Annotated in this window: 22 protein-coding genes; 9 read left to right on the forward strand and 13 right to left on the reverse strand. The window is 44.4% G+C overall.

The window, feature by feature from the left end:
* Positions 1–179 precede the first annotated feature (179 nt).
* On the reverse strand, positions 180–1,253 hold the full coding sequence (locus tag L2744_RS14580) for a glycosyltransferase (RefSeq protein WP_248992599.1): 1,074 nt from the start codon (positions 1,251–1,253) through the stop codon (positions 180–182).
* A 705-nt stretch (positions 1,254–1,958) separates the two neighbouring features.
* A complete protein-coding gene (locus L2744_RS21660) occupies positions 1,959–3,800 on the reverse strand; it encodes a DUF3413 domain-containing protein (protein ID WP_248992600.1) in 1,842 nt (613 codons plus the stop codon).
* Positions 3,801–4,317: 517 nt separating this feature from the next.
* Between L2744_RS21660 and coaD the strand changes: the two genes are divergently transcribed.
* The 5 genes from coaD to L2744_RS14610 all read left to right on the forward strand — a co-directional run bounded on the left by coaD (position 4,318) and on the right by L2744_RS14610 (position 9,853).
* Positions 4,318–4,809, forward strand: coding sequence for a pantetheine-phosphate adenylyltransferase (gene coaD / locus L2744_RS14590; protein ID WP_248992601.1), 492 nt, complete (start codon positions 4,318–4,320; stop codon positions 4,807–4,809).
* A gap of 91 nt (positions 4,810–4,900) precedes the next feature.
* Positions 4,901–6,376, forward strand: coding sequence for a capsule assembly Wzi family protein (locus L2744_RS14595; protein ID WP_248992602.1), 1,476 nt, complete (start codon positions 4,901–4,903; stop codon positions 6,374–6,376).
* A 344-nt stretch (positions 6,377–6,720) separates the two neighbouring features.
* On the forward strand, positions 6,721–7,452 hold the full coding sequence (locus L2744_RS14600) for a glycosyltransferase family 2 protein (RefSeq protein ID WP_248992603.1): 732 nt from the start codon (positions 6,721–6,723) through the stop codon (positions 7,450–7,452).
* A 1-nt stretch (position 7,453) separates the two neighbouring features.
* The gene (locus L2744_RS14605; protein ID WP_248992640.1) at positions 7,454–8,119 is read left to right on the forward strand and encodes a TVP38/TMEM64 family protein; all 666 of its coding nucleotides are present in this window, start codon (positions 7,454–7,456) and stop codon (positions 8,117–8,119) included.
* A gap of 9 nt (positions 8,120–8,128) precedes the next feature.
* Positions 8,129–9,853 (forward strand): ArnT family glycosyltransferase, encoded by a 1,725-nt coding sequence (locus L2744_RS14610; RefSeq protein ID WP_248992604.1) that lies wholly within the window; start codon positions 8,129–8,131, stop codon positions 9,851–9,853.
* 59 nt (positions 9,854–9,912) lie between these two features.
* Here the strand turns inward: L2744_RS14610 and mutM are convergent, their stop codons facing one another.
* From mutM to L2744_RS14650, 8 genes are all read right to left on the reverse strand, one after another.
* Positions 9,913–10,728, reverse strand: a complete 816-nt coding sequence (mutM, locus tag L2744_RS14615; protein WP_248992605.1) for a bifunctional DNA-formamidopyrimidine glycosylase/DNA-(apurinic or apyrimidinic site) lyase — start codon at positions 10,726–10,728, stop codon at positions 9,913–9,915.
* A 32-nt stretch (positions 10,729–10,760) separates the two neighbouring features.
* Positions 10,761–11,216: a hypothetical protein gene (locus tag L2744_RS14620; protein WP_248992606.1), complete on the reverse strand. Its 456-nt coding sequence runs from the start codon at positions 11,214–11,216 to the stop codon at positions 10,761–10,763.
* 98 nt (positions 11,217–11,314) lie between these two features.
* A complete protein-coding gene (moaA, locus tag L2744_RS14625) occupies positions 11,315–12,298 on the reverse strand; it encodes a GTP 3',8-cyclase MoaA (RefSeq protein ID WP_248992607.1) in 984 nt (327 codons plus the stop codon).
* Positions 12,299–12,314: 16 nt separating this feature from the next.
* Positions 12,315–14,114, reverse strand: a complete 1,800-nt coding sequence (locus L2744_RS14630; RefSeq protein WP_248992608.1) for a bifunctional molybdopterin-guanine dinucleotide biosynthesis adaptor protein MobB/molybdopterin molybdotransferase MoeA — start codon at positions 14,112–14,114, stop codon at positions 12,315–12,317.
* 33 nt (positions 14,115–14,147) lie between these two features.
* Entirely contained in the window at positions 14,148–14,735 is a 588-nt protein-coding gene (gene mobA / locus L2744_RS14635) for a molybdenum cofactor guanylyltransferase MobA (RefSeq protein WP_248992609.1), read from the reverse strand.
* Entirely contained in the window at positions 14,719–15,429 is a 711-nt protein-coding gene (locus tag L2744_RS14640; RefSeq protein WP_248992610.1) for an ABC transporter ATP-binding protein, read from the reverse strand. Before L2744_RS14640 ends, mobA begins: the two co-directional genes overlap by 17 nt.
* 3 nt (positions 15,430–15,432) lie before the next feature.
* The gene (locus tag L2744_RS14645; RefSeq protein ID WP_248992611.1) at positions 15,433–16,140 is read right to left on the reverse strand and encodes an ABC transporter permease; all 708 of its coding nucleotides are present in this window, start codon (positions 16,138–16,140) and stop codon (positions 15,433–15,435) included.
* Positions 16,137–16,949 (reverse strand): ABC transporter substrate-binding protein, encoded by an 813-nt coding sequence (locus L2744_RS14650; protein ID WP_248992612.1) that lies wholly within the window; start codon positions 16,947–16,949, stop codon positions 16,137–16,139. The genes L2744_RS14645 and L2744_RS14650 overlap by 4 nt, the downstream gene beginning before the upstream one ends.
* A gap of 286 nt (positions 16,950–17,235) precedes the next feature.
* Here L2744_RS14650 and L2744_RS14655 point away from each other — a divergent pair, with 286 nt between their 5' ends.
* A complete protein-coding gene (locus tag L2744_RS14655; RefSeq protein WP_248992613.1) occupies positions 17,236–18,618 on the forward strand; it encodes a sigma-54-dependent transcriptional regulator in 1,383 nt (460 codons plus the stop codon).
* Between the two features lies 1 nt (position 18,619).
* Positions 18,620–20,749 carry a sensor histidine kinase gene (locus tag L2744_RS14660; RefSeq protein WP_248992614.1) on the forward strand — a complete coding sequence of 710 codons (2,130 nt, stop codon included), beginning with the start codon at positions 18,620–18,622 and terminating at the stop codon, positions 20,747–20,749.
* Positions 20,750–20,976: 227 nt separating this feature from the next.
* Here L2744_RS14660 and L2744_RS14665 read toward each other — a convergent pair whose 3' ends face one another.
* Both L2744_RS14665 and L2744_RS14670 read right to left on the reverse strand, forming a co-directional pair.
* Positions 20,977–21,435, reverse strand: coding sequence for a GNAT family N-acetyltransferase (locus tag L2744_RS14665; RefSeq protein WP_248992615.1), 459 nt, complete (start codon positions 21,433–21,435; stop codon positions 20,977–20,979).
* A gap of 99 nt (positions 21,436–21,534) precedes the next feature.
* A complete protein-coding gene (locus tag L2744_RS14670; RefSeq protein WP_248992616.1) occupies positions 21,535–22,194 on the reverse strand; it encodes a 7-cyano-7-deazaguanine/7-aminomethyl-7-deazaguanine transporter in 660 nt (219 codons plus the stop codon).
* A 244-nt stretch (positions 22,195–22,438) separates the two neighbouring features.
* Between L2744_RS14670 and L2744_RS14675 the strand changes: the two genes are divergently transcribed.
* Positions 22,439–23,173 carry a transporter substrate-binding domain-containing protein gene (locus L2744_RS14675; protein ID WP_248992617.1) on the forward strand — a complete coding sequence of 245 codons (735 nt, stop codon included), beginning with the start codon at positions 22,439–22,441 and terminating at the stop codon, positions 23,171–23,173.
* Between the two features lie 16 nt (positions 23,174–23,189).
* On the opposite strand, the gene L2744_RS14680 is transcribed toward L2744_RS14675, so the two are convergent.
* Positions 23,190–24,548, reverse strand: coding sequence for an isochorismate synthase (locus L2744_RS14680; RefSeq protein WP_248992618.1), 1,359 nt, complete (start codon positions 24,546–24,548; stop codon positions 23,190–23,192).
* Positions 24,549–25,164: 616 nt separating this feature from the next.
* Between L2744_RS14680 and L2744_RS14685 the strand changes: the two genes are divergently transcribed.
* Positions 25,165–25,305, forward strand: coding sequence for a hypothetical protein (locus L2744_RS14685; protein ID WP_248992641.1), 141 nt, complete (start codon positions 25,165–25,167; stop codon positions 25,303–25,305).
* Position 25,306 lies beyond the last annotated feature (1 nt).

Consider the following 25,306-nt stretch of genomic DNA (forward strand, 5'->3'; position numbering starts at 1 on the left):
GCTAAAAGCCAGTAAACCAACCAAAATAAGAAAGGCAGCATGGAATGGTGATTTTAGGAGCGAGATTTTCTTTGGTTAAGAGATTTAACAAAGCTTAATCCCGCCCTGCAGATCGAGGCTTGGGGTTTTTGTGATCTTTTTATGTACAGTTCAGGTGAGTTACGAAGTCATAGTTTGGTTTAATCCCTACTTAACTCAATATATTGCTGGGCAATAAATTGGCTATCTACGGCTTTAAGAATCTCAAGATCTTCAAGTGATGGGGGCGATGTTAGGCATTCAAGAGCCCTTTGCGCTAGTAGCGCTGGTTGGCGAACGGGTACTAAATATTTGGCTAAGTGTCCTGTAAGGATTTCATTCGGTCCGTGGGGACAGTCAGTACTAACAACTGGCGTGCCACAGACCAAAGCTTCAATAATTACAGTGGGCAAGCCTTCAAAGTCGGAACTCAATAGCATCAATTCTGCTCTGGCAATCCAAGCATAGGGATTATGCTGAAAACCTGGGGTGATAATCCGGTGTTCAACACCATATTTTTTGGCTAATTTACGAGCCTTGTTTGGTCTATTGCACAGTAGTACTAACTTAGGCGCTGTCGGCATGTCCCTAAGTGCTTTAAAGAGGATGTCATGGCGCTTTTGACGAGTGACTCGACCTACATGGATCATATAAGGTTCGGTCGGAATGTCTGCGATCACTTCTTTAGCTTTCTTTTGTATTTCCTCTAAGCGAAAAGGATTGTAAATAGTTTGCACGCTCTTTGGCTTTAACCAAGAGGTGGTTCGGAGCTCGTCTGCGATACCATTTGATACAGTAATGATTTTTTTGCCAATTAGAGCCTTGGCTTTTTTCCATCTGCGCCAGAAATGTACTGGGCCGCGCTTTAGCTCCATCAGTAGTTCTTGTTTTAAAGCGCAGTGACAGAAATAGTAACAAGGTTCGAAATCACAACCGGAAACCACGATATCACAGTCAGTTGAATTACTTAAAAAGAGTGAGAATTTACCTGTTTTCTCGACCTCAGTTACTTTCGCTTTCAGCTGTTGTCTCTGTTCATGTAACGAAGGTTTCTGGCCCGCTTCAAACAGATAATGAATCGTTACATTTTGCGGTGGCATAAAATCACCTTCTTTGTGGAACACAAACAAATATACATCTTGCCCAGCTTGCTGTAACACTTCAGCTTGGGATAAGGCTACTTTGACAGTGCCGTTGGAGAAAAAGTTATGACAAAAAATCGCGATTTTCTTCATATAAGTGCTCTAATGCGTGGATCTGGATCTCGCTACTTTCAATCAAGCTTGGCTAAACAATGAACTTGAGTGAAACCGCGGCTGTCTTTGATCTGTGTTAATTCAATATACTGAGTGGCGACATTATATCAGTTAAGGCCTTTACGTGGGGTTAATCGCCGGAATTGTTAGCTCTGTTTAAGTTTTGGAGGGTATTTGAAGGGGGTTTAGCTCTGATTATTCACTCATTAGGTTAAAACGAGTAGACTGGCGAGCAATAAATTTATGGTATTTATGTAAGTTGAGTTAGCAAAGTGGATACAAGAGTATCTTGCCCTAAACAACTGTTCAAAATAGCGCAACATCTGCTGTAAACCGCATAAAGAAGGGGCGCATTAGGCTTATGAGCCTCAATTTTGGATTCCTAGTCAGGAGCTGAGTGTTCCCCAAATTAGCCACAACCCACAACGTCAAGCTTATTTAGGGCAGTGATTTAGGCGCTTTGATGCCTTATGGTTGTGCCGATTTAACCGAGTGTGAGGCTACGTTATTTTAAAAATTGGATCATGGGTAACGGGGCGTATCCTTCAAAACAACCTAGGTAAGTCAGCCTAGAACAGCGGTTAATTGGGAATATTGTAACCGCTGATCCTAGCAATCTGAACGTAATTGAGTGTTTATCTTATCTACTGCATATGCTAAAAACCTTAACCTTTTTATTTATTGTTACTTGTTGAAACGACTTAATTGTTCCAATGCTTGTTGTAAATAGTCAAAGTTAGGTTGTTGGTTTTTAAGTGGTCGATTAGTTTTGTCCAATAGCTCATATTGACCACTGGCTCCCACTTCTAAAATTGACTTGTCAGTTATTATAGCGAAACCATTATAATCCGTGGATATGATCCAGGGACGTTCCATTATTTGATTGAGAAGATTTTTACCTACAGAGTAATGGTTTATTGGGCTTTTTACACCCAAATAGTTTTCCATTAATGTCGGTACTACATCTTGGTGACTTGTGAGTTTATTATTACTCTTTGATATCATTTCAACATTAACTTTAGGCCCCACTATTGCAAATGGTACTTTAACTTGAGCGTCAGTATAATTACTATTATGACCCCAGAAATTTAGTTTATTGTCATTGATTTCTTGAGCATGATCACCCGTTATAATTACTAGAGTGTTATCGAGTTCACCAGATGACTTAAGTGTTTCTAATACCTGTTTGGCTAAGCTATCAACATAATGAACACTGGTTTTGTAGCGATTAAAGAATGGGACTGGATCTGAGTTATTATTCAATTGTAAGTAGTTAATTTCACTTAGCATGGGTTCATAGCGATGAGGGTAATCACTGGGGAAATCGTAACCGTGCGGAGAATCAAAAAATAAAAATGAGAATACTGGCCTCTGTTTATCACGTTGTGCATACCATGCTGTCCAATCTTTAACTAGGTTAGCATCCAGTGCTGATGGGCTTGCGCCTGATGAACCGATACGTAAATTATCAATATTTGCAAACACTGTTTGGTCAAATTCAGGTTGGTGCAATTGCGCAGCAGTAAAAATTCCCATCTGGTAATTGAGTTGTTGTAATCGGTCTATTATTAAGGGGCTTTGTTGATTGGCCAACATGGCGTGCCAGTAAGTACCAGGTATACCGTAAAAGATACCAAAAATACCCGCCCTTGTTGAGTTGCCAGAAGCAATGTGCTGGTTAAATATGACACCAGATTGTGCGATCTCCCACAGGTTAGGCGTATTATCTGCGTTAAAAGTATCCGCTCGCCAAGAGTCAATCACGATCAGCAGGATATTGGTAGGTTTCGATACTTCTGCAAAACTCAGTTGTTCAATTGGGTAACGTAAGTCACTTTTACTTTTTAAGGTTAGTGCCTTTTGTTGGGCGATTGCTGGTTCGTTAATATAGCCATATTTGCGCATTAGACTGTTTGCTGTTGCAGGATAAAACAGTGGCAAGTAACGTTTTAGCTGGGTGACAGGCTGGTATGCATTAGCTGCAGCCCAGATATGCACTACATGAGTTGAGAGTAATGCTGTGATAGTTAATGATAAAAAATAGCGGTTTAATAATTTTTGTTGCAAAGGAGCGGTTTCTAGCCAACGAATAAATAACCATTCACCAATCCATAAGAGTCCTACCCCAACACTGACCATTACCCAAGTTGACCACGGGAAGCTGACAATTTGGCCCGCTAGAATTAGATCGAGTACGACTGCATTGATATGAAAACGATATTGGGCGAAGACGAAGGTGTCAATGACTAATACGCTTATGCCTAATGCCGCCGTTCCTGATTGGAGAAGTTGTCTTAATACCTTGGGGAAATAAAGTAAGGGCAGTGTCACTAACCCCAAAATCCCCGCGAGTAGTGCCATTTGTGAGAAAGTACTGACAAGCATGAAAAAAATCCCAAGGCTGTCGCTAGGGAGTTCAGGTAAAAAAGCAAAATAGCGGCTAGCAATGGCCATCGCGATGAGTGAATTAAATAGTATTATCCCTCCATGAGTATGAAGTTTTAATTTAAAGGAATGGTCTATCACTTGAACACCTTTTACTAAAAATATAATTATACAAAATGCTTATTGGTTAATGCTGTTAGGCATTAGCCAAGAAAATTAAAGCATCTTATTGGGTGATTGGTTTATAGATTTTATTGCAGTTTGTGGCTCTCAGCATTTTTTAGTAATTTACTGCGGATTTTTAAGATGACTCAGTTACGCATAGCAAAGTCAAATTGTAACTCTTTGTATCTCATTTAAATTCCATATATTTTAAACTTTTTTTCTAAAGTTTGCTACGAGCCTAGGCTCGGATTATGCCGAAAGCCATTTTTTAACTGTTTAGGTTTGAATTATGATTGTCAGATATCTGTATTAAATTCGTATATAATGCGTCTGAGTATTAAAGGGTTTTATCTATATTTCATTGATTTTATAAGATAAATAATTACTGCAACAAATTGATTGCATTTAATCAGCTCATTGAGTCAACAACGTACTAAGAGGGATTACTTTGGTCCCCTTACTTAATAGATGAAAGCGGGGATGTACTTTTACTATGCATACAAGAGCTATTTATCCTGGGACTTTCGACCCTATTACCAATGGTCATACCGACTTGATTGAGCGTGCGGCTAAGCTATTTAAGCACGTGACTATTGGCATTGCGGCCAATCCCTCTAAGCAGCCAAGATTTACCTTGGCAGAGCGTGTTGAACTGGTTAATCGTGTTACCGCTCATCTGAATAATGTTGACGTGGTTGGTTTTTCTGGTCTCTTGGTGGATTTTGCCAAGGAGCAAAAGGCCAGCGTACTCGTGCGTGGTTTACGTGCTGTGTCTGATTTTGAATATGAATTCCAGTTGGCGAATATGAATCGTAGATTGAGCCCAGATCTTGAAAGCGTATTTTTAACACCTGCAGAGGAAAACTCTTTTATTTCTTCGACCTTAGTAAAAGAAGTGGCTCTGCACGGTGGCGATGTCAGCCAATTTGTGCACCCTGAGGTGGCGGCTGCCTTAGCGGCAAAGCTTAAGTCGGTTAATTCCTAGATTTTTGCTGCTAACCTATTTAGTTTTTACCTAGATAAGTTGTGTTATTCTTGAGGCATTGTGACCTCGCGACGATACCTAAAAGGATGTTATGAAGGCTTTTTTAACCCCCACTATCCTCGCTACTAGCGTTGCCTCTGGCCTATTATTTTCTTCAATGCTTGCCGCTGCGCCTTGGGTTGATGCCTCAGATATTTATCTTAGAGCCGATATTCAGGCGCTGGCCGATGCGGGTGTTATCACTGTACCAGTCAATACTTATCCCTTGATGTGGTCAGGGATTGGTGGTGATTTAGCGGAAGTCGAACCAGAGCTACTTTCAGCATCATTAGTACAAGCTTTTGCGCGGGTTAATTTTTACTACCACAATGCAGTTGAGAATCGTGGTAATGCACGGATAAAACTGTCGGTGGCAACGGATCCTGCAAGGTTTCAACATTATGGCTCTGGCTACCGTGAGAAAGGTAAGGTGCTGGGTTCTTATGAGTATCTTGGTTCACGCATAGCCTATAAGACCACTGTAGCTGAAACCTATGATCCCCAAGATGATAAAAACTTCCGTCTTGATGAGTCCTATTTCGCGATTATCTTTGGTAACTGGATTGCAACCTTAGGTTCGGTTGAACAGTGGTGGGGAGCGGGATTTGACTCTGCACTTCACCGATCCAACAATGCTCGCCCTATGCAATCCTTAACCTTAAGTCGTAACAATGCTTCGGCCTTTGAAACCCCTTGGTTATCTTGGATTGGCCCTTGGACATTTAAAACGGGGTTCAGCTTAGCTGAAGTTGACCGCGCCGTGTCTAAGACAGCAGAGTGGGATATGCGCTTCAGTGCAAGGCCGATTAAACAGGTTGAAGTGGGATTGTCTTGGTCGACACTATTTTGTGGTGAAGGCCAAGAGTGTGACGTAAGTTCTTGGTGGGATGCGGTAGTAAGTGACTCTGTTTGCATTGATGGTTCGAATGATTGCGCGTTCGACCAGCGCCGCGATGCCGGGCACAGAACCCAAAGTATCGATATGCGCTATGCCGATACTTGGCAGGATATTCCAGTGGGTTTATATCTAGAGCGTAGTTGTGAGAATGGTAGCGACTGTGGTTCCCTTTGGGGAATAGATACTCATTTTGGTACTTCGAGTCAGCAGTTTAAGCTGTTTATGGAATACTCTGACACCTATGTTAAGTGTGATGGCGACAGTGCAAATTGCTTCTATGAAGATCCCGTCTATTTGAGCGGTTCTCGCTATTATGGTCGTGCAATAGGTTCTACCTATGACAGTGATGCCCAAGTGTTTGTGTTGGGCTTGGTGGGGCAGTTCAATAATAGCCGAGGTTTTACCTCACTGCTGCGTTACGCTCAACTGAATAAAGATGGCACCAATGTGGTCAATACGTGGGCGCCACAGCCGGCCAAAGAGGATTTATTGATGCTTGAGCTTTCCTATCGAATGCCAGTATGGAAAGGTATGCTGAGCTTGGGTGGAACAGTATCGAGATCGGAATTTGAAGTTCAAGACAATGATACTAATACCACACTCTTTAGCAGTTTTGAGTATCGTTTTTAATTAAGCTAAATCTAAGCAAAGGTCTGCATTCTCGCAGACCTTTTTGCATGTTGCGGTTAAATTCAGTGGCTTGTTTTGCAGGCAATCTTCGAGTGATTTATCGACTATAATGCACTCATGCTCTTTAACTTGTGTTACGCGTTTCGCTTCATGAATTAACACTATTTTATTGGAAGTATGACCATTCTATGAAATCCTCAGTTCCAAATTAAATAGCTTTCTTGTCTTTTGTCTAGTTTATAATACCAATATGGCATACTGTTTGCCCGCTATTATTGCAGATGTTAGTTTTGCAATAATTATGTGATACCGTATTTGTGGTCATAAAGTTGTGGAGCGTTGAATTGATCTCTATCGTGATCCCCGCTAAAGATGAGGTGGGCAATATTGGCCCACTAATGAAAGAGATATGCCAAGCCTTTGAGGGTTTGACTGAGTTTGAAATCCTTGTCGTCGATGACGGCAGCCAAGATGATACCTTTGGTGAAGTGATGCGCACAGCTGTTGAAAAGCAATGTGATGCGAAGGCGATTCGCCATGAGCATAGCACTGGGCAGAGTACCGCAATATCGACTGGCATTTTACATGCCCGCGGCAAATATATTGTGACTTTAGATGCCGACGGCCAAAATGATCCCGCCGATATTCCAGCCATGTTAGCCCTATTGCCGCGGATCCATGCCGAGCATTTCTGTATTGCGGGCTACCGTAAAAACCGTAAGGATACGGCTTGGAAGCGATTTCAATCTCGCTTTGCCAATAAGGTTCGCGATACTCTTTTGCACGATGGTGTGCCAGATACCGGTTGCGGTCTTAAGTTATTTCCCCGAGAAACCTTCCTTCGATTGCCCTATTTCGATCATATGCACAGATACATTCCTGCTTTAGTGCGCCGTATGGGCGGTGAAATTTTCATTTCAGTGGTGAATCATAGGGATCGTCAAGTGGGGGTGTCCAAGTATACGGCTTGGAATCGAGTATGGGTCGGTATCGTCGATATTATGGGCGTAATGTGGCTAGGGCGTAGAGCCAAAGTAGCTAAGGTTGTTCGAAGCGAAACGAGCTGGCGTGACTAGCATGCAGCGAGTCTATAAGGCGGTATTGATTGTCTGTATTTTGCTGGTATTGATGTTTGCTGCCCAGCAAGGGTTATTCGAGCATGTTACTGATAGCAACTGGGTCGCACGTTTTATTGCCGATGGAGGTACATTTTCCCTCTTAGTGTTACTGGCCGTGGGCGCTTTATTTACTGCTGTGGGAGGCCCAAGACAAGTCATTGCTTTTGTCTTTGGTTTTGCCTTGGGCGGCATTTATGGTGGTTTATTTTCGACTCTGGCTGCCTTGTTGGGCTGCGTGTTAGCTTTTTATGTGGCGAGATTAACCATCCGCAGCAGTTTGCAGCACCGCTTTGGACGTAGGTTGCAAAAGTTTGAAGCGCTGATTATCGATAAAACTTGGCTGAAAGTGCTGATGATCCGTTTACTGCCCGTCGGCAGTAATTTACTCACTAATCTGTTTGCCGGATCGACCCATGTTCCCTTGGGGGGCTTTATGCTGGGCAGCGTATTAGGATATTTACCGCAAATGCTGATTTTTAGTTTCGCGGGCGCGGGCATAGGGTTATCGGATCATTATCAGCTCGGGATCAGCATCGGATTATTTATTATCTCAAGCATAATTGGCGCGTATTTGTACCGTTCTAACCTGCGTAAACAGGTGGATGCATTAGAAACTGAAGAATAAGGATTCAGAATGGAAGCACTTAGTCGTCGTTTCAATAGTGAAGACTATTACCAAGTACTTTGGCCTTTACTCTTGATGAGCTTGCTGATTTTGCTGGTGGGGGTTGGTTTTCGCTCCCCTTGGCCCGCAGATGAGCCGCGTTTCGTGGAGGTCGCGCGGGAAATGGTGTCTTCAGGCCAGTGGTTATTTCCAACCCGTGGGGGCGAATACTATCCCGATAAGCCACCAGTGTTTATGTGGACTATCGCGCTGTTTTACCAACTAACAAGCTCACTTAAACTTGCCTTTCTGCTGCCGAATGCTTTATGTGGTCTGTTGACGGTATTCCTCGTTTACGATCTTGGCGCAAGACTATGGAATGTGCGTGTTGGCCGCAATGCAGCCTTGTTACTCTTGATAGTGCCGCAGTTTTTAATGCAGGCTAAGAATGCCCAGATTGATGCCATGGTGATGTGTTGGATCACTGTGGGATGTTACGGTTTGATCCGCCACTTTATGCTTGGCCCCCATTGGCGTTGGTATTTTATTGGCTGGGGTTTTATGGGGCTAGGTGTGATCACTAAGGGAGTGGGATTCTTACCTTTGCTGATGCTGATCCCTATTAGTCTTTATGCCGTTAAAGACAGAAGCCGTTTTCAGGGCCGTTTGACTTGGCTGTGTCTTGCTGGGCCTTTGGCTATGCTTGCCGTGATTGCCTGCTGGTTAGTGCCTATGGTGCTAACAGTTCAAGCCCATGGTACGCCTGAGCTTGTCGCCTATCAAAACAACATCTTGTTTAAGCAAACCGGTGAGCGTTATGTCAACGCTTGGCATCATATTAAGCCTTGGTATTTCTTCATTTTGAGCGTGATCCCTTGGATGTGGTTCCCGATTTCGCTGCTGGTGATTGCATACTGGAAGCAATGGATACAGAAGGTTAAGGCCGATCCGACTATTGCGATTCTGTTGATTTGGGTGGCACTGGTTGTGGTGTTTTTTAGCATCAGTCCGGGTAAGCGCAACGTGTATATTTTACCTGCTCTGCCTATGTTGGCACTTGCTACCTCGGCAGTATTAACAGGCGTTTCTCCTAAGGCTTGGTTTGAAAAACTCGTCAGTGGCTTATTGTGGTTTTTAGGTGGCGTGGTCTTGATGGCGGGGGTACTTGCTCTTATTCATCATCCTGCCTTAGTTAAAGCTCTTGCCGACTATTCAGATGATTTAACTGGGATTGGTTATCTCTTTATCCTGCTTGGGGGGTTATGGTTATTGCTGCTTTGGCTCGCACGTAAGCAGTTTGCTCTTGTGAGAGTTGGCATTGTCTCTGCATTGGGCTGGGCGCTGGTCAGCACTTGGGGATACTCTATGCTCGATGAAATGCGCACCCCAAGAAGCTTGATGTTGCATACGTCAGAAGTCATTGGCGAAGATGCGGAGCTAGGGTTAGTTAACTTTAAAGAGCAGTTTATTTTATTCTCGCCTATGAGTGTGACGCACTTTAGTTATTTGGCGCCAGTTGAAGAGCAAGAGCGAAACGCGTGGCAATGGATGCAAACCAGCAAACAGCGTTATCTGTTAGTGCCAAGCGGGATAGAGCTCAACTGCTTCGATATTAACGATGGCAAGAGCATGGGGATTGCCCATCGCGAAGAGTGGATTTTATTATCGGCCTCTGAACTTAAAGCCCAATGTGCACCGCCAAAACGAGAACGCAGCTATTTTACCGATCATCCGGGGCGTTGGTTAAAAGAGTAAATGTAAAAATGCCTGCAAATTGCAGGCATTTTTTTATGGTTGTTAGCGGGTGGTCATGCTTAGCGTGTCTGGCAAATACTACAAAAAACTGTGGTGCGTTGGCCTAAACGGATTTCACTCAGGAGGTGACCACAATGGGTGCAGATTTCACCACCGCGGCCATAAACATGGAGTTTTTGAGCAAAATACCCCGGCTTACCATCGGCATTGGTGAAGTCTTTAAGCGTGGTGCCACCCTGTTTAATCGCGTGGGCTAAGATTTGCTTCACCTCGGTAACTAATAGAGTCAAACGCTCTGTATCGATTTTTCCCGCTTCGGCTTCTGGGTGAATACCTGCGGCAAATAGCGCCTCGTTAGCATAGATATTCCCCACGCCAACGACGATATGGTTATCCATTAGGCAGAGTTTAATCGCCTTCTTTTTCCCCGCTAATGCTGCGGCTAATTGATTAACATTAAAGGCATTAGTTAAGGGTTCTGGCCCAAGTTTAGCGAGCAATGGATGGGCTTCTTCAGGTAGTTCACACCATAGCCAAGCACCAAAGCGTCTAGGGTCATTGAAGCGTAGCATGCGACCATTGGCGAGCACTAAGTCGATATGGTCATGCTTTTCAACAGGAGTATCGCGGGGCAAGATCCGCAAACTGCCCGACATGCCTAAATGCACTATGGTTGTGCCTGCATCTGTATCAATTAACAGGTACTTAGCACGTCGGCGCACTTGGCGTATGGTTTGGCCAATAATTTGTTTAGCGATTTCAGGCACTGGCCAGCGTAGCGAGCCATTGCGTATCACAAGATCTGCTACTGTTTGCCCGATGAGAAAGGGTGCAATACCCTGACGGGTGACTTCAACTTCTGGTAATTCCGGCATGGATTCTGTCTTTATCGTTAAATAGGAATAAATTAAGACGCAGGTTTTGCATCGAGAATAGGTTGTAGTTTGGCTCTCAAACTCGGCGGTATTTGATACCAATTATCCGCGGGGGATTTTAATAAGCCATCATTTGCGAAATAAAACCAGTGTTGGGTTTGGTTAATATCGGCTATCTGAATGATTAACTCCTGCGGTATATCAGTGGGTTCTGGTGTGATATCTAAAGGTGAAACTCGTATATTTTGCCACGCGTTTGCCCATTCGTTGCAGTTGAGTACTTTTGTATCACATTGCCAGTCAGATGTTTGTTTATGCAGCCAAAGACCATCGATTTGTAACTGTGAAAGCTGCGCATTTTCATCAAATAATCGCTGGGCATCACTCGGGATATGACGGGTTTTATTATCCAGAAATGTGAGTATGGCCACCATAAAAACACAGGCGGCAATAATGATGTTATTCCATTGTTTACGGGTTAAGGCCATAGCAAGCGAGCATAAGGATATTGGGCGATGACTTGAGTTTATCACGCTCGAATTGAGATGCTAGCCCTGTGGTGAGTCAGCAATGTTATCGCTTACTTTTAACCGCCCGTAGCATTCATAAAACGGAGGATTTGTACTTCGTTATTGTCAAAATAATGCTGTTTAGGTTTAAGGTTTATTCCTGCAAGAATAGCGGCTTTAAGCCTCTCAATATCACCAGGGTATTCGCGGACGATGCTTTTAAGATCAATGGCGTGTTCATTTCCTAAACAGAGTAATAGCTGGCCTTCGACTGTGACTCGTACGCGGTTACATTCATGGCAAAAGTTATGACTATGGGGTGAGATAAAACCGATATGAATGTGGCTGTCGGCCATAGTGTAATAACGTGCTGGGCCACCTGTGCGTTTATTTGAGAGTTGCAGCGGATAGCGAGTGTCAATTATGGATTTCACTTCATCGCTACTACAGTGACGCGCTCGTTTGCGCTCATCCATTTCGCCTAAAGGCATTTCTTCGATAAAGGCAATATCTAACCCACGTTCACGGCAGAAATCAACTAAATCAAGCACTTCATGGTCATTTTGTTCTTTTAAAATAACGGCATTGATCTTGATACGTTCAAAGCCTGCGGCAATAGCCGCATCAATTCCTTCTATTACGCGCTCCAACTTTCCATTGCGGGTTAATTGCGTGAAAAGTTCAGGATTAAGTGTGTCTAAGCTGATGTTGAGACGTTTTAGGCCCGCATCGCGCATAGGTTTTGCAAATTTTGACAGTCTTGAGCCATTCGTCGTCATAGATAGATCGTTCAGCCCAGGGAGTTTGCCAAGCAGGCTGACAAGCTGATCGCAGTCGGTTCGCACTAAAGGTTCGCCACCCGTTAGGCGGATTTTGGTCACTCCGAGTTCAGTGAATGCTTGGGCAATCCAAGCTAATTCTTCGAGGTGAAGCACGTGCTCCCTTGGCAGAAAGCAGGGATTTTCTGTCATACAATATACGCAGCGAAAATCGCAGCGGTCGGTGACAGAAAGACGCAGGTATTCGACCTTACGGCCAAAGGAATCCACTATTAAACTCATAAGCGCTCACTCGCTCCTAAAGCAGATCCGCAAAGGGCTGAATAAACACAGTTTCGCCTGCATTCACAGTTTCTACTTCATCGCCAATGAGGATAAGGCAGTTTCCATTAACCATAGAATTGAGCATGCCAGAGCCTTGGTTACCCGTGCTGCGAACGTGCAGTCGCCCATCTTTACCAAGCTGATAAATTCCGCGAATAAATTCGGTACGGCCTTCACGGCTACGTAGCGTTTCGTCGCTAATGGCGGGGAATAATGCAGCTTGCCAGTTTACCTCACCAGCTAACTTACGTAGGGCAGGTTGCACAAATTGCAGGAAGGAGACCATCACTGCGACAGGGTTTCCCGGCAGGCCGAAGAATAGACTGGAACCCACCTTACCAAAGGCGAGTGGGCGACCAGGACGCATGTTGATCCGCCAGAAATCGATATTGCCTAAGCGGGCGAGTACAGTTTTAATGTAATCCGCATCACCCACAGATACCCCACCTGAGCTAATCACAACATCGGCCAGTGTCGCAGCCTTGGCAAGTGTGGCTTCTAGGGCTGCTTCAGAATCTTCAATAATCCCTAAATCTACTACATCACAACCTAAACGCTTCGCCATCGCTTTGATGGTGAAGCGGTTTGAATCATAGATGCAGTTGGCTTTGAGTGTTTCACCGGGTTGGCTGACTTCATCACCCGTGGAGAATACGGCAACGATTGGACGGCGATAAACGCTGACACGATTTAAGCCAAGTGAAGCCAGTAAACCTTGCTCCGCTGCGCTAAGACGAGTGGCTTTGGGTAGGGCGATTTGGCCCTTAGCAATATCTTCACCCGCAAGGCGAACGTGCTGACCCAATTGAATACTGCCTTCTAAGCTAACGATACCATCGACTTCTTTTGCCAGTTCCCGCGGTTGCACTGTATTAGCGCCTGCGGGCACAGTGGCGCCTGTCATAATCCGCACAGTTTCGCCGACGTTAAGCGTACTTGAATATTGATGACCGGCAAGCACTTCGCCCACTAATGTTAAAGCGGTTGGCATGGGTTCTTGATAGACAAAGGCGTAACCATCCATTGCTGAATTGGTTTGCTGTGGCACATCGACGGGAGAAATACTATCGATAGCGAGTACGCGGTTGTCTAAAGCGTCTAAGTCAACCTCTTCAACGTCTATCACGGGTGATACATGGGATAAAATCTGCGCTAAACCTTGGCTTACTGTGAGGTTGTTGTTATTGCCAATGGCACAGTTATCGACTTGAACGATAGGAAGTTTAACGCTAGGGGCTTGCCAGTTTTGGGTATATTCCACCACAAAATCAGCTATCTTACTGACATTATTGATATCGAGGCGCTGTAGTTCACTGGGTAACTGGGTTTCATCACAACAGGCGATGGCGAGAATATCCTCGTCATGGGTATAGATAAAAGGTTTGCCGTGGGCTGCGCGGTGTAATTCAATTTTAGGGAGTGTGAGTTTTTTAAAGCCTTCGACCAATACAATATCCACTTTGTCGGCTTCAATTTGTTTGAGCAAATGGACTAGCTCAGGATCGCCATCGCGCGCATCTTCAGTCATCAATGCCCAGCGCACATGGGAGGCGACCAGCATTTGTCGCGCACCGGCTTTACGCATCTCATAGCTATCTTTGCCGGGAATATCTACATCGAAATTATGGTGAGCATGCTTGATTACGGCTAAACGTAAACCACGTTGATTTAATTCAGGGATCAATTGCTTGAGTAAGGTGGTTTTCCCCGTGCCGCTGTAGGCACAAAATCCGAGAACGGGAATAGCGAGCGGATTGACGAAGGGGTTACTCATTTGCACCTCTAATTTGAGTTATGTAAGCCTTAACTATGGGTTGTCTAAGGCAAATTGCTGTTTTTCTTCTGGTGTATTGATGTTCATAAATGCATTTGGCTGATCAGCAAATGTCGCAACAGCGTAGTTTTGCTCAGCATACCAAAGGAAAATTTTGCGATCCCCTGCTTTGAGGAATGCTTCCATCGAATCACGAAGGCTTGGTTTCATCAGCAGCACTACGGGTTGCTCTCGCTCGCCGTCGCTGGCAACCGCCATGTCAGCTCCCTTAGTTTCAATCGCATTTAACATGCGTTCAACAAGATCCGTCGGCAGTTGAGGGCTGTCACAGGGAACGGTAAGCAGATAATCAGCTTTAGTATGACCCAATGCGGTTAGCATACCCGCTAAAGGACCGAGAAAACCGCTATGCTCATCACTTATTACCCTAAAACCGAACTCAGCATAACGTGTTTGATTACGATTTGCGTTGATCAGGATCTCCTTAACCTGAGGTTTTATCCTGTCAATAGTGTGTTTAATCATGGCTTGGCCGTTTAATTCGACTAAGCCTTTATCGTCTCCCCCCATACGGCGGGCCATGCCTCCTGCGAGAATAACGGCATCAATTTGCAATGACATATAGAGCTCCCTGTGCAGAGTGAGAATGGGTCTGTTGATGAGAGATAAGCACCTGTTTGTTTTCTATGTGCCATTGCTGTTCACAGATGGCTGTCAAAGCGCAGTTCTGGTGGCTACTGAGTAACATGCCTGCACCTTCCTGTTTTAATTGTTGGATCATTTGCAGTACTAAAGCTTGGGAGTCCTTGTCCATATTGGAGGTGGGTTCGTCCAGCATTAACAGCTTAGGTTGTAGGATCCAAGCTCGCGCAATCGCGAGTCTTTGCCTTTCTCCGCCGGAAAGGTTGCTAGCCCTTGCATTTAAGAGCGAGCCTAGCTGCGCCATCTCAGTAGCTTGACCTATGCGTTGTTTCGCCTTGGCTTTCGTTTCAGAACTGAAATTTAGACCATAGGTGAGATTATATTCCACCGTGCCATCAAACAAATAAGGATGCTGGTGCAGGTATACGGCTTTACCTAACAAGGGATTACGCTGCCACCATTTGTTTTTTGCAAAACCAAGAGCGTCAATTTGTCCCTTTGTTGGGGGCATTAAGCCCGCCAGAATCTTCATTAATGTTGATTTACCTGAGCCATTATCGCCTTGTAGATAAATCACATCTCCTTGACGTAGTTCGAGTAACTCGGCGTTAAAGAGTCGGCGTGAACCAAAGGACATCTCTAAGTCACGGGCAACGAGTTTGACTTTAGTCATAGCTTAATGGCTCCTTGGCATAGCTTTGCCGCGTAAACTACCTAAGGCAAAGTTAAGGATCAAGGCTAAGATTAGCAGCACGAGTCCAAGGGCGATAGCTTGGGCGAAATCGCCTTTACTGGTTTCGAGGGCAATGGCTGTTGGGATATTGCGAGTAATGTTCAAAATATTGCCACCGACCATCATTGAACAGCCAACTTCAGTGAGGATCCGGCTAAAAGCCGCAACAATCGCCAAGAGTAGCGGCATGCGTAACTCGCGACATACCGTCCATACGGCACGCACCCATGATGCTCCTAAGGTCTGAGAGGTTTCCCAAGCTCTGCGATCAACGCTGGTAAATGCTGCTTGGCTCATGGCGATAAGCACGGGGGCGCAGATCAACATTTGCCCGAGGATCATCCCCTCCTGAGTAAATAACCACCTTAAATCACCGAGAGGGCCATTTCGGGTGAGTAGCAAATAAACCAGTAGACCGATAACCACAGTGGGGATAGATTGCAGAGTTTGAACCAAGTTGGTAATTAACCACTTGCCACGAAATGGCGCAAATGCCAGCACAAAGCCGAGCACCATAGACGGAATCAAGGTGATCAGTAGTGCCGCGAAAGATACTGAAAACGAGACATAAATGATGGACCAGACTTCGGGGTCCAATGAAAACAGCAGGCTTAGGGCCTGCTGTAACAGTGCTAGCCAACCGTCGTTCATTCGCTATAGGTTGCCTTGAACAATTGTTCGCCTTCAACTTTGAAGTTGTTGATCATGGTTTGGCCTTCTTTGCTACTTAACCAGTCACTGAAAGCTTTAGCGCCTTTGTGGTTCAGATCTGGGTATTTAGCTGGGTTGATTAGGATCACTTGGTATGGGTTTGCTAAGGTTTTTCCACCATCGAAATCGACACTGAGATCCAGTTTAGTTTTATAAGCTACGAATGTGCCACGGTCAGACAGAGTATAACCTTGTAGCTCGTTTGCCATTAGCAGGGTTTTACCCATACCTTGACCAACGGAAGTATAACCTTTGAAATCAGGCGTGACACCTGCTGCTTTCCATACTTCTAGCTCTTTAATGTGAGTGCCTGAATTATCACCACGAGAGATAAAAGGTAAACCTGATTTTGCAATTTTCGTAAAAGCTTCTTCGGCGGTTTTACTTTCACGCAGTTTTGCGGGGTCGTTTTTAGGGCCTAATACCACAAAATCATTTTCCATGATGCCACGGGGCTCAACACCAAAGCCATCTGCCACAAATTTTGCCTCAGCACTTGGGGCATGGGTCATCACTAAATCTACGTCCCCTTGCTCACCTAGTTTTAGTGCTTTACCCGTACCAGTTGCGATAACTTGTACTTTATAACCTGATTCAGTTTCGAATTTAGGTAATAATTCCTTTAACAAACCTGAGTTTTCGGTACTTGTAGTGGTGGCTAGTTTAATAATTTCTGTCGATTGAGCGGGTAAAACAGTGAGCAAACTGGCGGTAACAACCAGGCCCAATAGTGACTTCATGTTTAGCATGGGTACTCCTTGGCGAAAAAAATAGAATTCCAACTCAAATGCCTACTGAGTTGATGGTTCCATAAATGGTAATGCGTTCGATTGAAAGCAAATTAGATGCCAAACCGATAATTGTACTTTTTGCATCACAAGCCGATCTAAACTGTGAACTCCGTCTCAGCCTTAACAAATATTCTGCAGACAAATTGTCGCAGCTCATGCTTCTCATGGTTCATAGTGACCTACTTACTTAGTTTCAGTGCTAGAATTACTCGCAATTGAGTCAAAATGTCCAGAAGCGAACCCTATGAGCCAGATAGATAATAACCTCAAGCCTCTCCCTTTAGCCGTATCAGTACTTATCGTCGATGATGAACCCGGAATGCGGAGTTTTTTAAATAAAGCACTTTCGAAGAAGTTTGCCTTAGTTGAAACCGCTGGCAGTATTGAGGATGCGGAGCAATTACGCAGCCGCTGCCACTTTGACTTACTGATTGTCGATATCCGTTTGCCCGGTCGTTCCGGGATTGAATGGCATGAAGCTTTAGATGAGCAGGGTCGCCGCTCGGATATTATCTTTATGACGGGCTATGCCGATATGGAAGTGGCAATCACTGCGCTGCGTGCGGGAGCCTCTGATTTTATTATGAAGCCTTTCCATCTTGATCAGATGATGTCGGCAGTGGATCGCTGCATTGAGCGTCGTCTGCTAAAGCGTGAAAACCTGATGCTTCGCCGTGAGGTTTCTATTGGTTATTCATCGACCATTATTGGCAGCAGCGAAGCTATGAAGTCGGTAAAACATGTGATAGAACGTGTGGCCCCAACTAATGCCGTTGTGCTTATCCAAGGTGAATCTGGTACAGGTAAAGAACTGGTCGCAAGACAACTGCATTTACTGAGTGGCCGACAAGGACCATTTGTGCCAGTCAACTGCGGCTCTATTGCCCCTGAGTTGCTCGAAAGTGAGCTCTTTGGCCATGTTGCTGGTGCATTTACGGGTGCAAAGGGGAACCGAGAGGGTTTGTTTAGTTTTGCCTCTGGCGGCACTATTTTTCTCGATGAAATAGGCGAAATGCCACTGAAAATGCAAACTGCTCTGCTAAGGGTGTTAGAGCAGAAAGCGATCCGTCCTGTAGGCAGTGAAAAAGAAGTCAATATTGATGTGCGGGTTATTGCTGCAACCAACCGAACCCTCTTGGAAGAGGTCGATGCTGGGAACTTCCGTCGAGATTTGTATTATCGACTCAATGTGCTCGATATCTTAATTCCGCCACTAAGGGATCGTCCGGAAGATATAGTGGAGCTAACCCATCACTTTACTCGCCAACTTGCCGCTGAACTTGGCGTGAGGGAAGTCGTCTGGAGCCATGAAGATATGGTTAAGCTACAACAGCATGAATGGCCGGGTAATATCCGTGAACTGCGTAATATGATCGAGCGTTGTATTTTACTCGGTAAGCCACCCGCGGAATATTGGAAACAACAGGTAAAGAGTGAATCTTCAGCTTCCCAAGGTTATCCCTTAGATTGGCCCTTAAAAGATGTAGAAAAACACCATGTCACCAGCGTGGTAGATTTACATTCTGGTAATAAATCTGCGGCAGCAAGGGACTTAGGTGTTTCCCGTAAGACCTTAGATCGTAAATATAAAGAGTGGTTTGGCTTAAGCGACGAACAGGAGTCTTAGGGTGTCTTTCTTTACTCACTTTTTTGGTGTCAGTTGGCAGCAAATGCAGGCCAAGGTGCGTTATCGCATATTAATCCTCACCTTGCTGCCTATCTTGCTGACGCTGGTGAGTTTAGTCTTTATCACTATCTACTGGAATATCAGTTATACAGGTAAGCAGCTGTTTATGAAGGTAAAAGCTGACTTGGCGGTGGCTGAGAATACCTTGCAACAGGTACAATTTCGTCAGGAGAAGCAGCTCGAGAAGGTGATGACTTCTTGGGCTTTTCAAAATGATTTTCGACCCATATTAAATGGTGAAATTGATCATAGAGCTAATATTGATGCCTTTCTGAGCCAACAAAAACAACTGCTTAATCTTGATTATCTACGCTTAGTCAGTGTCGCAGAGGCTGCGACAGATCCAGATTTACGGTTTATTTTACCTAAAATGGGCGGCCTATTACCTTATTCTGGCTTGATGGTGTTATCGCCTGAGCGTTTAGCGCGGATCGATCCTGAGTTGCCCGTTACCGCGAGTATTCCCATTGTTGCAACCTTGCGAGCCCAAAATCCGAGCAAGGAAGTGGAAGAGCGTGGTCTACTCAGTCGTAGTTTACTGCCAGTACCTGATTTAGAGGGTAAGGTTGCTTGGTATTTGGATGGTGGCATCTTATTTAACCGCGATATTCGTATCGTCGATCATATTCGCGATTTGGTATACGACAAAGGGACACTCCCAGAGCGTTCAATTGGTACGGTCACCATTTTTTTAGATAATATTCGTATTTCTACTAACGTGCCGTTGCACTTTTTTCCTAAAGGTAATGAAACTCAAGGCCGAGCTTTAGGTAGCTTAGTGTCAGAGGAAGTACGTGAAAAAGTACTCAATCGTGGTGAACTATGGGTGGATCGTGCCTTTGTGTTCAATGATTGGTTTATTTCTGCCTATGCGCCTTTGGAGGATATTCGTGGTCAGCGAGTTGGCATGATCTACACTGGATTCTCTGAGTCACCCTTTATTCATAATTATCTTTTGAATATCATTGAACTAGGCACAATTTTGATGCTAGTGCTACTCGTATCAGGCCTACTTGTTTATCGCGGAGCCTATAGCCTGCTGCAACCCATAGAACGTATCCATCATGTTGTGCAGGCGGTGCAGTCTGGGCGCAATATTCGGATCGGCGCCTTAGGCTTGGATAGAGAAAACGAATTATCGAATTTGGCAGAGCAGTTTGATCGTATGCTCGACTTATTGCAACGCCGTAATGCACAGATCCAATCCGCTGCCGAGCAGCTTGAGATGAAGGTCGAAGAACGTACCCGTAGCCTTCAGGACAAGACCTTAGAGCTAGAGCGCAACGTTGCACTACTGAACGAAACTCGCCAACAGCTTGTGACCAACGAAAAGCTGACCGCACTGGGTGAGCTAACCGCAGGCATAGCCCATGAAATTAATAATCCTACCGCGGTTATCCTCGGTAATATGGAGTTGATGCGCTACGAGCTGGGTGATAATGCGGAAGTTGTGAAAGAAGAAATTGATCTCGTGATCCAGCAGGTTATGCGCATAAGCACCATTATTCGCAGCTTATTACAGTACAGCAGGCCTGGTGAATTTAATGCTCCGCTAGAAATGCAATCTATTACGCCCATTATTGAAGAGATGATGGTGCTGGTTCGCCATTCGATTAAAAAGCAAGAAGTTATCTTGATCACAGAGCTTAGTGCCACTAGCCCTGTGCAAGTCAATCGACCGCAGCTGCTGCAGGTATTGATTAATTTGGTAGTAAACGCAGCACATGCAATGGACGGTAAAGGTCGCATTTGGGTGAGAACCTATGACTGGTTGCAACAAGATATGCCTATAGGCGTTAAAATCGAGGTCGAAGATGAAGGTTCTGGGATTGCACCAGAGTTATTAGGCCGAATTTTTGACCCATTTTATACCACACGCAAGGATGGCACGGGTCTAGGTCTTTCACTCAGTTACGGCATTATTAAGCGAATTGGTGGCGTGATAGAAGTGAGTTCAACCTTAGGTAAAGGTACTGTATTCACAATTGGTTTATACCATGAGGCGAAAGAAGAGCAGGAGAATAATCCCTATGACGGATTACATTTCTCGGGAAGCGCCACTGAAATTTAAGCAAAAAAAAGCCGGATGATGAGTCCGGCCACAAAAGAGTGTGTGTGAGCAATGTCGTGCTTGCAAACTCAGGAGCACTTTAACAACTTCAGATTACCAGTCATCGGTGTTAAAGATGAGTTTTGGAACGCACGTTAACGATAATCATTCTCAATTGTGTTTGCAAGCTATTTATTACAAAAAGTGCAGATCTTTACAAAATAGACATTGCATCTATTCATGCCGATTTAGATCGTTTTACAGAGGTGTAATTTATGATCGACAAGACTCTTAGGATCGGCTTTGAGTTCTGTAATCATGTATTGATTATTGATCAATAAATTAAGCATCCCAGGGAAACGGTTCATCGTCTTAACTTGAATGTGGTTGTAGCCTTGGCGGCGTGCCCATGTTTCTTGATATTCAAGGAGGCTCTGAGCTAGGCCTAGGCGTCGAAAGTCGGAAGCAACGCCTCCTAGCCAGCTGTAAAATATGGTTTCTTCTTGTTCATAACCCAGTTTGAAGCCTGCAAGTTCCCCTTCAACAAAAGCTAATAAAATTAAGCTGGTTTTGCCATCTAGTCGTTCAGCTAACGTTTCATTTGTAAGGGAGCGATCTAGTTCAGGAATTTGTTGACTGAGTTCAATAAGTTGCGTGGCTAGCTCGGACGTTAGTTTTGTCTCGGCTTTAATTTCAATAGAATACATAATGATCTCTCATGAAAATCAGCCCTATTCAAGTGTTAACCTGAGTAGGGTAGCGCTATTAACGGGTCAAACTATAACAGGTCTGGCCAGTTGGGTTAATCAGGAAAGTGATTTTTGCGGACTGGTTTGCAAAATCTTATCTTGTAAGACTTTTAGCAAAACACCATAGGCGGGTAGAAATAGGCCTAAGCTGACGAGCAGTTTAAAACTGTAATCGACGGTGGCAATTTCAGGCCAGTGAGCCGCCATAAAACTATCGGATGAAGCGTAAAAGGCAACGCTAAAGAAGACTAAAGTGTCGACAAAATTACCCACTAGTGTAGACGCAGCAGGCGCAACCCACCAAGAGCGGCTTGTTCGCAGGCGAGCAAACACTGTGATATCCATCAGTTGACCTATCAAGTAGGCGGCAAAGCTCGCAAAGGCGATACGAAAAACAAATGTGTTCCATTGTGCAAGTGAATCAGCACCTTGGAAACTACCTTGATGGAATAGCACCCCCATTACATAGGAAATCATCAACGCAGGGATCATCGCTTTGAGAATAATGTTACGGGCGGCCTGTTGGCCAAAAATGCGTACTGTGAGATCTGTCGCTAAATACACAAATGGAAAGCTAAATGCGCCCCAAGTGGTATGGTAGCCAAACAGCTGAAATGGTAATTGTACTAAGTAATTGCTGACGCAAATAATCAGTATATGGAATCCTACTAATAGGAGTAAGGCGCGGCGGAGCTGCGCTGTGGTTAACATTAACATTTGTGGCCTTTTTAGTTGTGTAGGGCGGGGTGAGGGAACCCGCTAATATTCATTTATTATATTTGACGCTGTTACCGATCACAGCTTACTGAAATCGGGGCCGCCATTATAGTGACCGTTTATTAAGATGCAAGCTTACTGTTTATTCTCGCACCAATTTGGAAGATGAAATCGAGACTCGGGACGTTTTGAGCTATCTATGCCAAACTATCCTACACTTTTAAGACGCCAAAGGAGGAAAACGATGAAACGATTCCTTGCAGTATTTTACCTATGTCTGGCTGCATTATCATCTACTGCGGCCGCGAGTCCGGTGATGGTCAATGTGGTGACTTCGACATGGGAAGGTTATGCTAATCCCGATGAAACAGGTTACTACTTTGATATACTCCAGCGTGTTTTCCCCGCATCAGAATGGCAGCTTAATGTAGAGTTTATGCCCTTTGCTCGAACACTCTATCTTATCGAGCACCAGCGTGCCGATATGGCTCTCAGTGTTTATCCGGGCGATATTAAGCAGAGTTTATTAAGTGACAATGCTGTGGAGGTAGACTCTATCGATGCAGCCGTTACGCCCCAGATAGCGGCAAACTGGGTTGGGATTGAAAGTTTATCCCATAGAAAAGTCCAAGCTATGCTTGCCTATCGGTATAACATGCTAACGCCAGTACCTATGTACTACGAAGAAAGCAGTAATATGCTCTCTATGCTTAACAGTTTAAATGCGGGACGTATTGATGCGGTATTGGATTACCAAAAAGATATTCTTGCCTTAGTACCAAGACTCAAATCACCTCAAAACTTTAATATTATTCAAGGTGTTATTAAAGCAGAAGCCTATTTTGCTTTTGCTGATACAGACAAAGGCATTATGCTTAAACAGCATTTTGATCGTGAGCATAAGCGCTTAATTGATTCGGGGGAGCAAGAGAGGCTTTACCTTGAAACCATCGACAAATTGAAGGCGAACAACTATTAAAACCTTTTATTAAGCGCTATAGCTCGATGAGAATTGACATAATGGTTGCGAGTTTATTTTCAAGCTCCTGCCATTCGGCTTCAGGATCTGAGCCAGCGATAATTCCCGCACCAGCAAATAGGTTAATCCGACCCGGTTCAATCAGTGTGCAACGAATTGCGACCGAAAATTCACTCTCGTACTTATTGAAATAGCCACAGGCGCCTGCATACCAACCGCGCATATAGCCTTCACGTTGCCGAATAAAGTTCATTGCTGAATGTCGAGGTAATCCTCCTACTGCGGGTGTGGGATGCAGTGCTTGTAACAGTTGAAAATCATTGACTCCGGCCTTTAATTCGGCACGAATAGCTCTATGTAAGTGTTGGATATGATTAAGTTTAAAAATAGTAGCCAGTTCATCGGCACCCACATAATGGCTCAACGGCGTGAGCATATTAACAATATGGCTGCGGACAAGTTGGTTTTCGACACTATTTTTATTGTCTTCTAGCAGGGCATTTGCCAGCGCTATATCTTCTTCTTGGTTTAAGCCACGTACTGTTGTTCCTGCCAGCGCTTCGGTAAACAACTCCTGTTGGCGACGGCGAAATAAACGCTCTGGCGAACATGAGATAAAGGTGCGTTCAGGACTAAATTGAAATCCAAATTGGAAACTGTTGGGGTTACGACCTTGCCAGCAGGCAAGCACCATCCAAGGATCAACGGGTTCATTAACTTCAAGTTGCGTTAATCGAGATAACACCACCTTTGGAGTATCACGATTAAATTTAGGGTCAACCACTTGTTCGACTAATGTTTTCCAGCGCTGAAAATCGGGTCTGTCGCTACGTCCTAACAAAGTAAGTTTCGTTGGTGGTGCAAGCGGTTTTGCGGGTAGCACTGCTTCGATAGCGGCAATGGCATTGTCGATTTCAGTATGGGGAGCATTATCGGCAAAGTTCAGATTCACTCTCAAACTGAAATGTGTGCCACTACGCCTAAATTCGATGCGAGGTAACACAAAACGACTATTACCAAACTCAGGCCAAGATTCGATGGTGCGATCAAAGGCCACACCACCATAGTAACGAATATCTTGATTTGTCGATAAGGCCCGTTGTTGCTGGTATGCCATGGCGAGCTGTTGATCATCGACACCTGTTTCAAATCTAAAATCTTTGCAGGCACCGATTGTTGCGACTTCTTCAACTCTATCGCGCCCATGCCAGTAGATGCGTGGGTACTGAGTCTGGGAGGCAAGCCATGAGATTAAAGGCATAGATACAGTCGTCATGGACAACTGCACTATCGGTTCTATCGGAGGAACCTGCTTCAATTGAATGAGTTTGTCGATAAGAGACTTGAGGTCTTCAGACAGCGCATGAACGGGCAAATAGAACTCCAAAGGTAATCGATAGTAAAGGTGCAGGCTAATGTAACTCTGTTAGCAACGGTGAATTTGAATCAAGTTATTGCATTCTTTTCAAGTACTTTACAGCTTGAGGATTCGAGTATGTAAATAAGAATCTTTCGCTCAAATTAAAGGCCGTTGCCGCAGGTGTCAAGATATAAGCCCTAAGCATGTGACTTTTACCATAGTCTCATTTTATGACGATAAAAAATGTGATTAAAATGGGTCTTTTTGTCGTTAAAACCAAGTTGTCTGGACATTTTGTCTTTTATTTCCTTGGTAACTTCCCCCTTTTGTTTTAATTAGTCGATCTGGGTTGGCTTTTGATTATTTTTCAGTTGAGGCTGAACAATCTCTGCCCACAATAGGTGATACATCTTAATTTTTATACATGACAACAATAATATGATGATCACTAATTCCCTCTCTAGAATGTCTACTTTTACTGCGGGTAAAGGTGTTAATAATGGCGCTGGTGGCTAACTTGCAGAGGTACAGATTTAGCCGGTGCTTACCCTTTTTTAGATACAGCAGATGGTACCGATATCCACAATCATCTGGTGGTAGCGATTTAGACGCTGAAGGATCTAAACATCTCGTGGATGTTAATCTCACGCAACCGCTCATTCGTGACGTTTACCTGCGTGTCACTAATCTGTTGGATGAAAACGACTATCAGAGTGAGGCTCTGCCGCAGGCGGGACGTCAGATCTTTATTGACATTAATTGGCAAACTTAAG

Source organism: Shewanella profunda (assembly GCF_023283765.1).
In the GTDB taxonomy this organism is placed as follows: domain Bacteria; phylum Pseudomonadota; class Gammaproteobacteria; order Enterobacterales; family Shewanellaceae; genus Shewanella; species Shewanella profunda.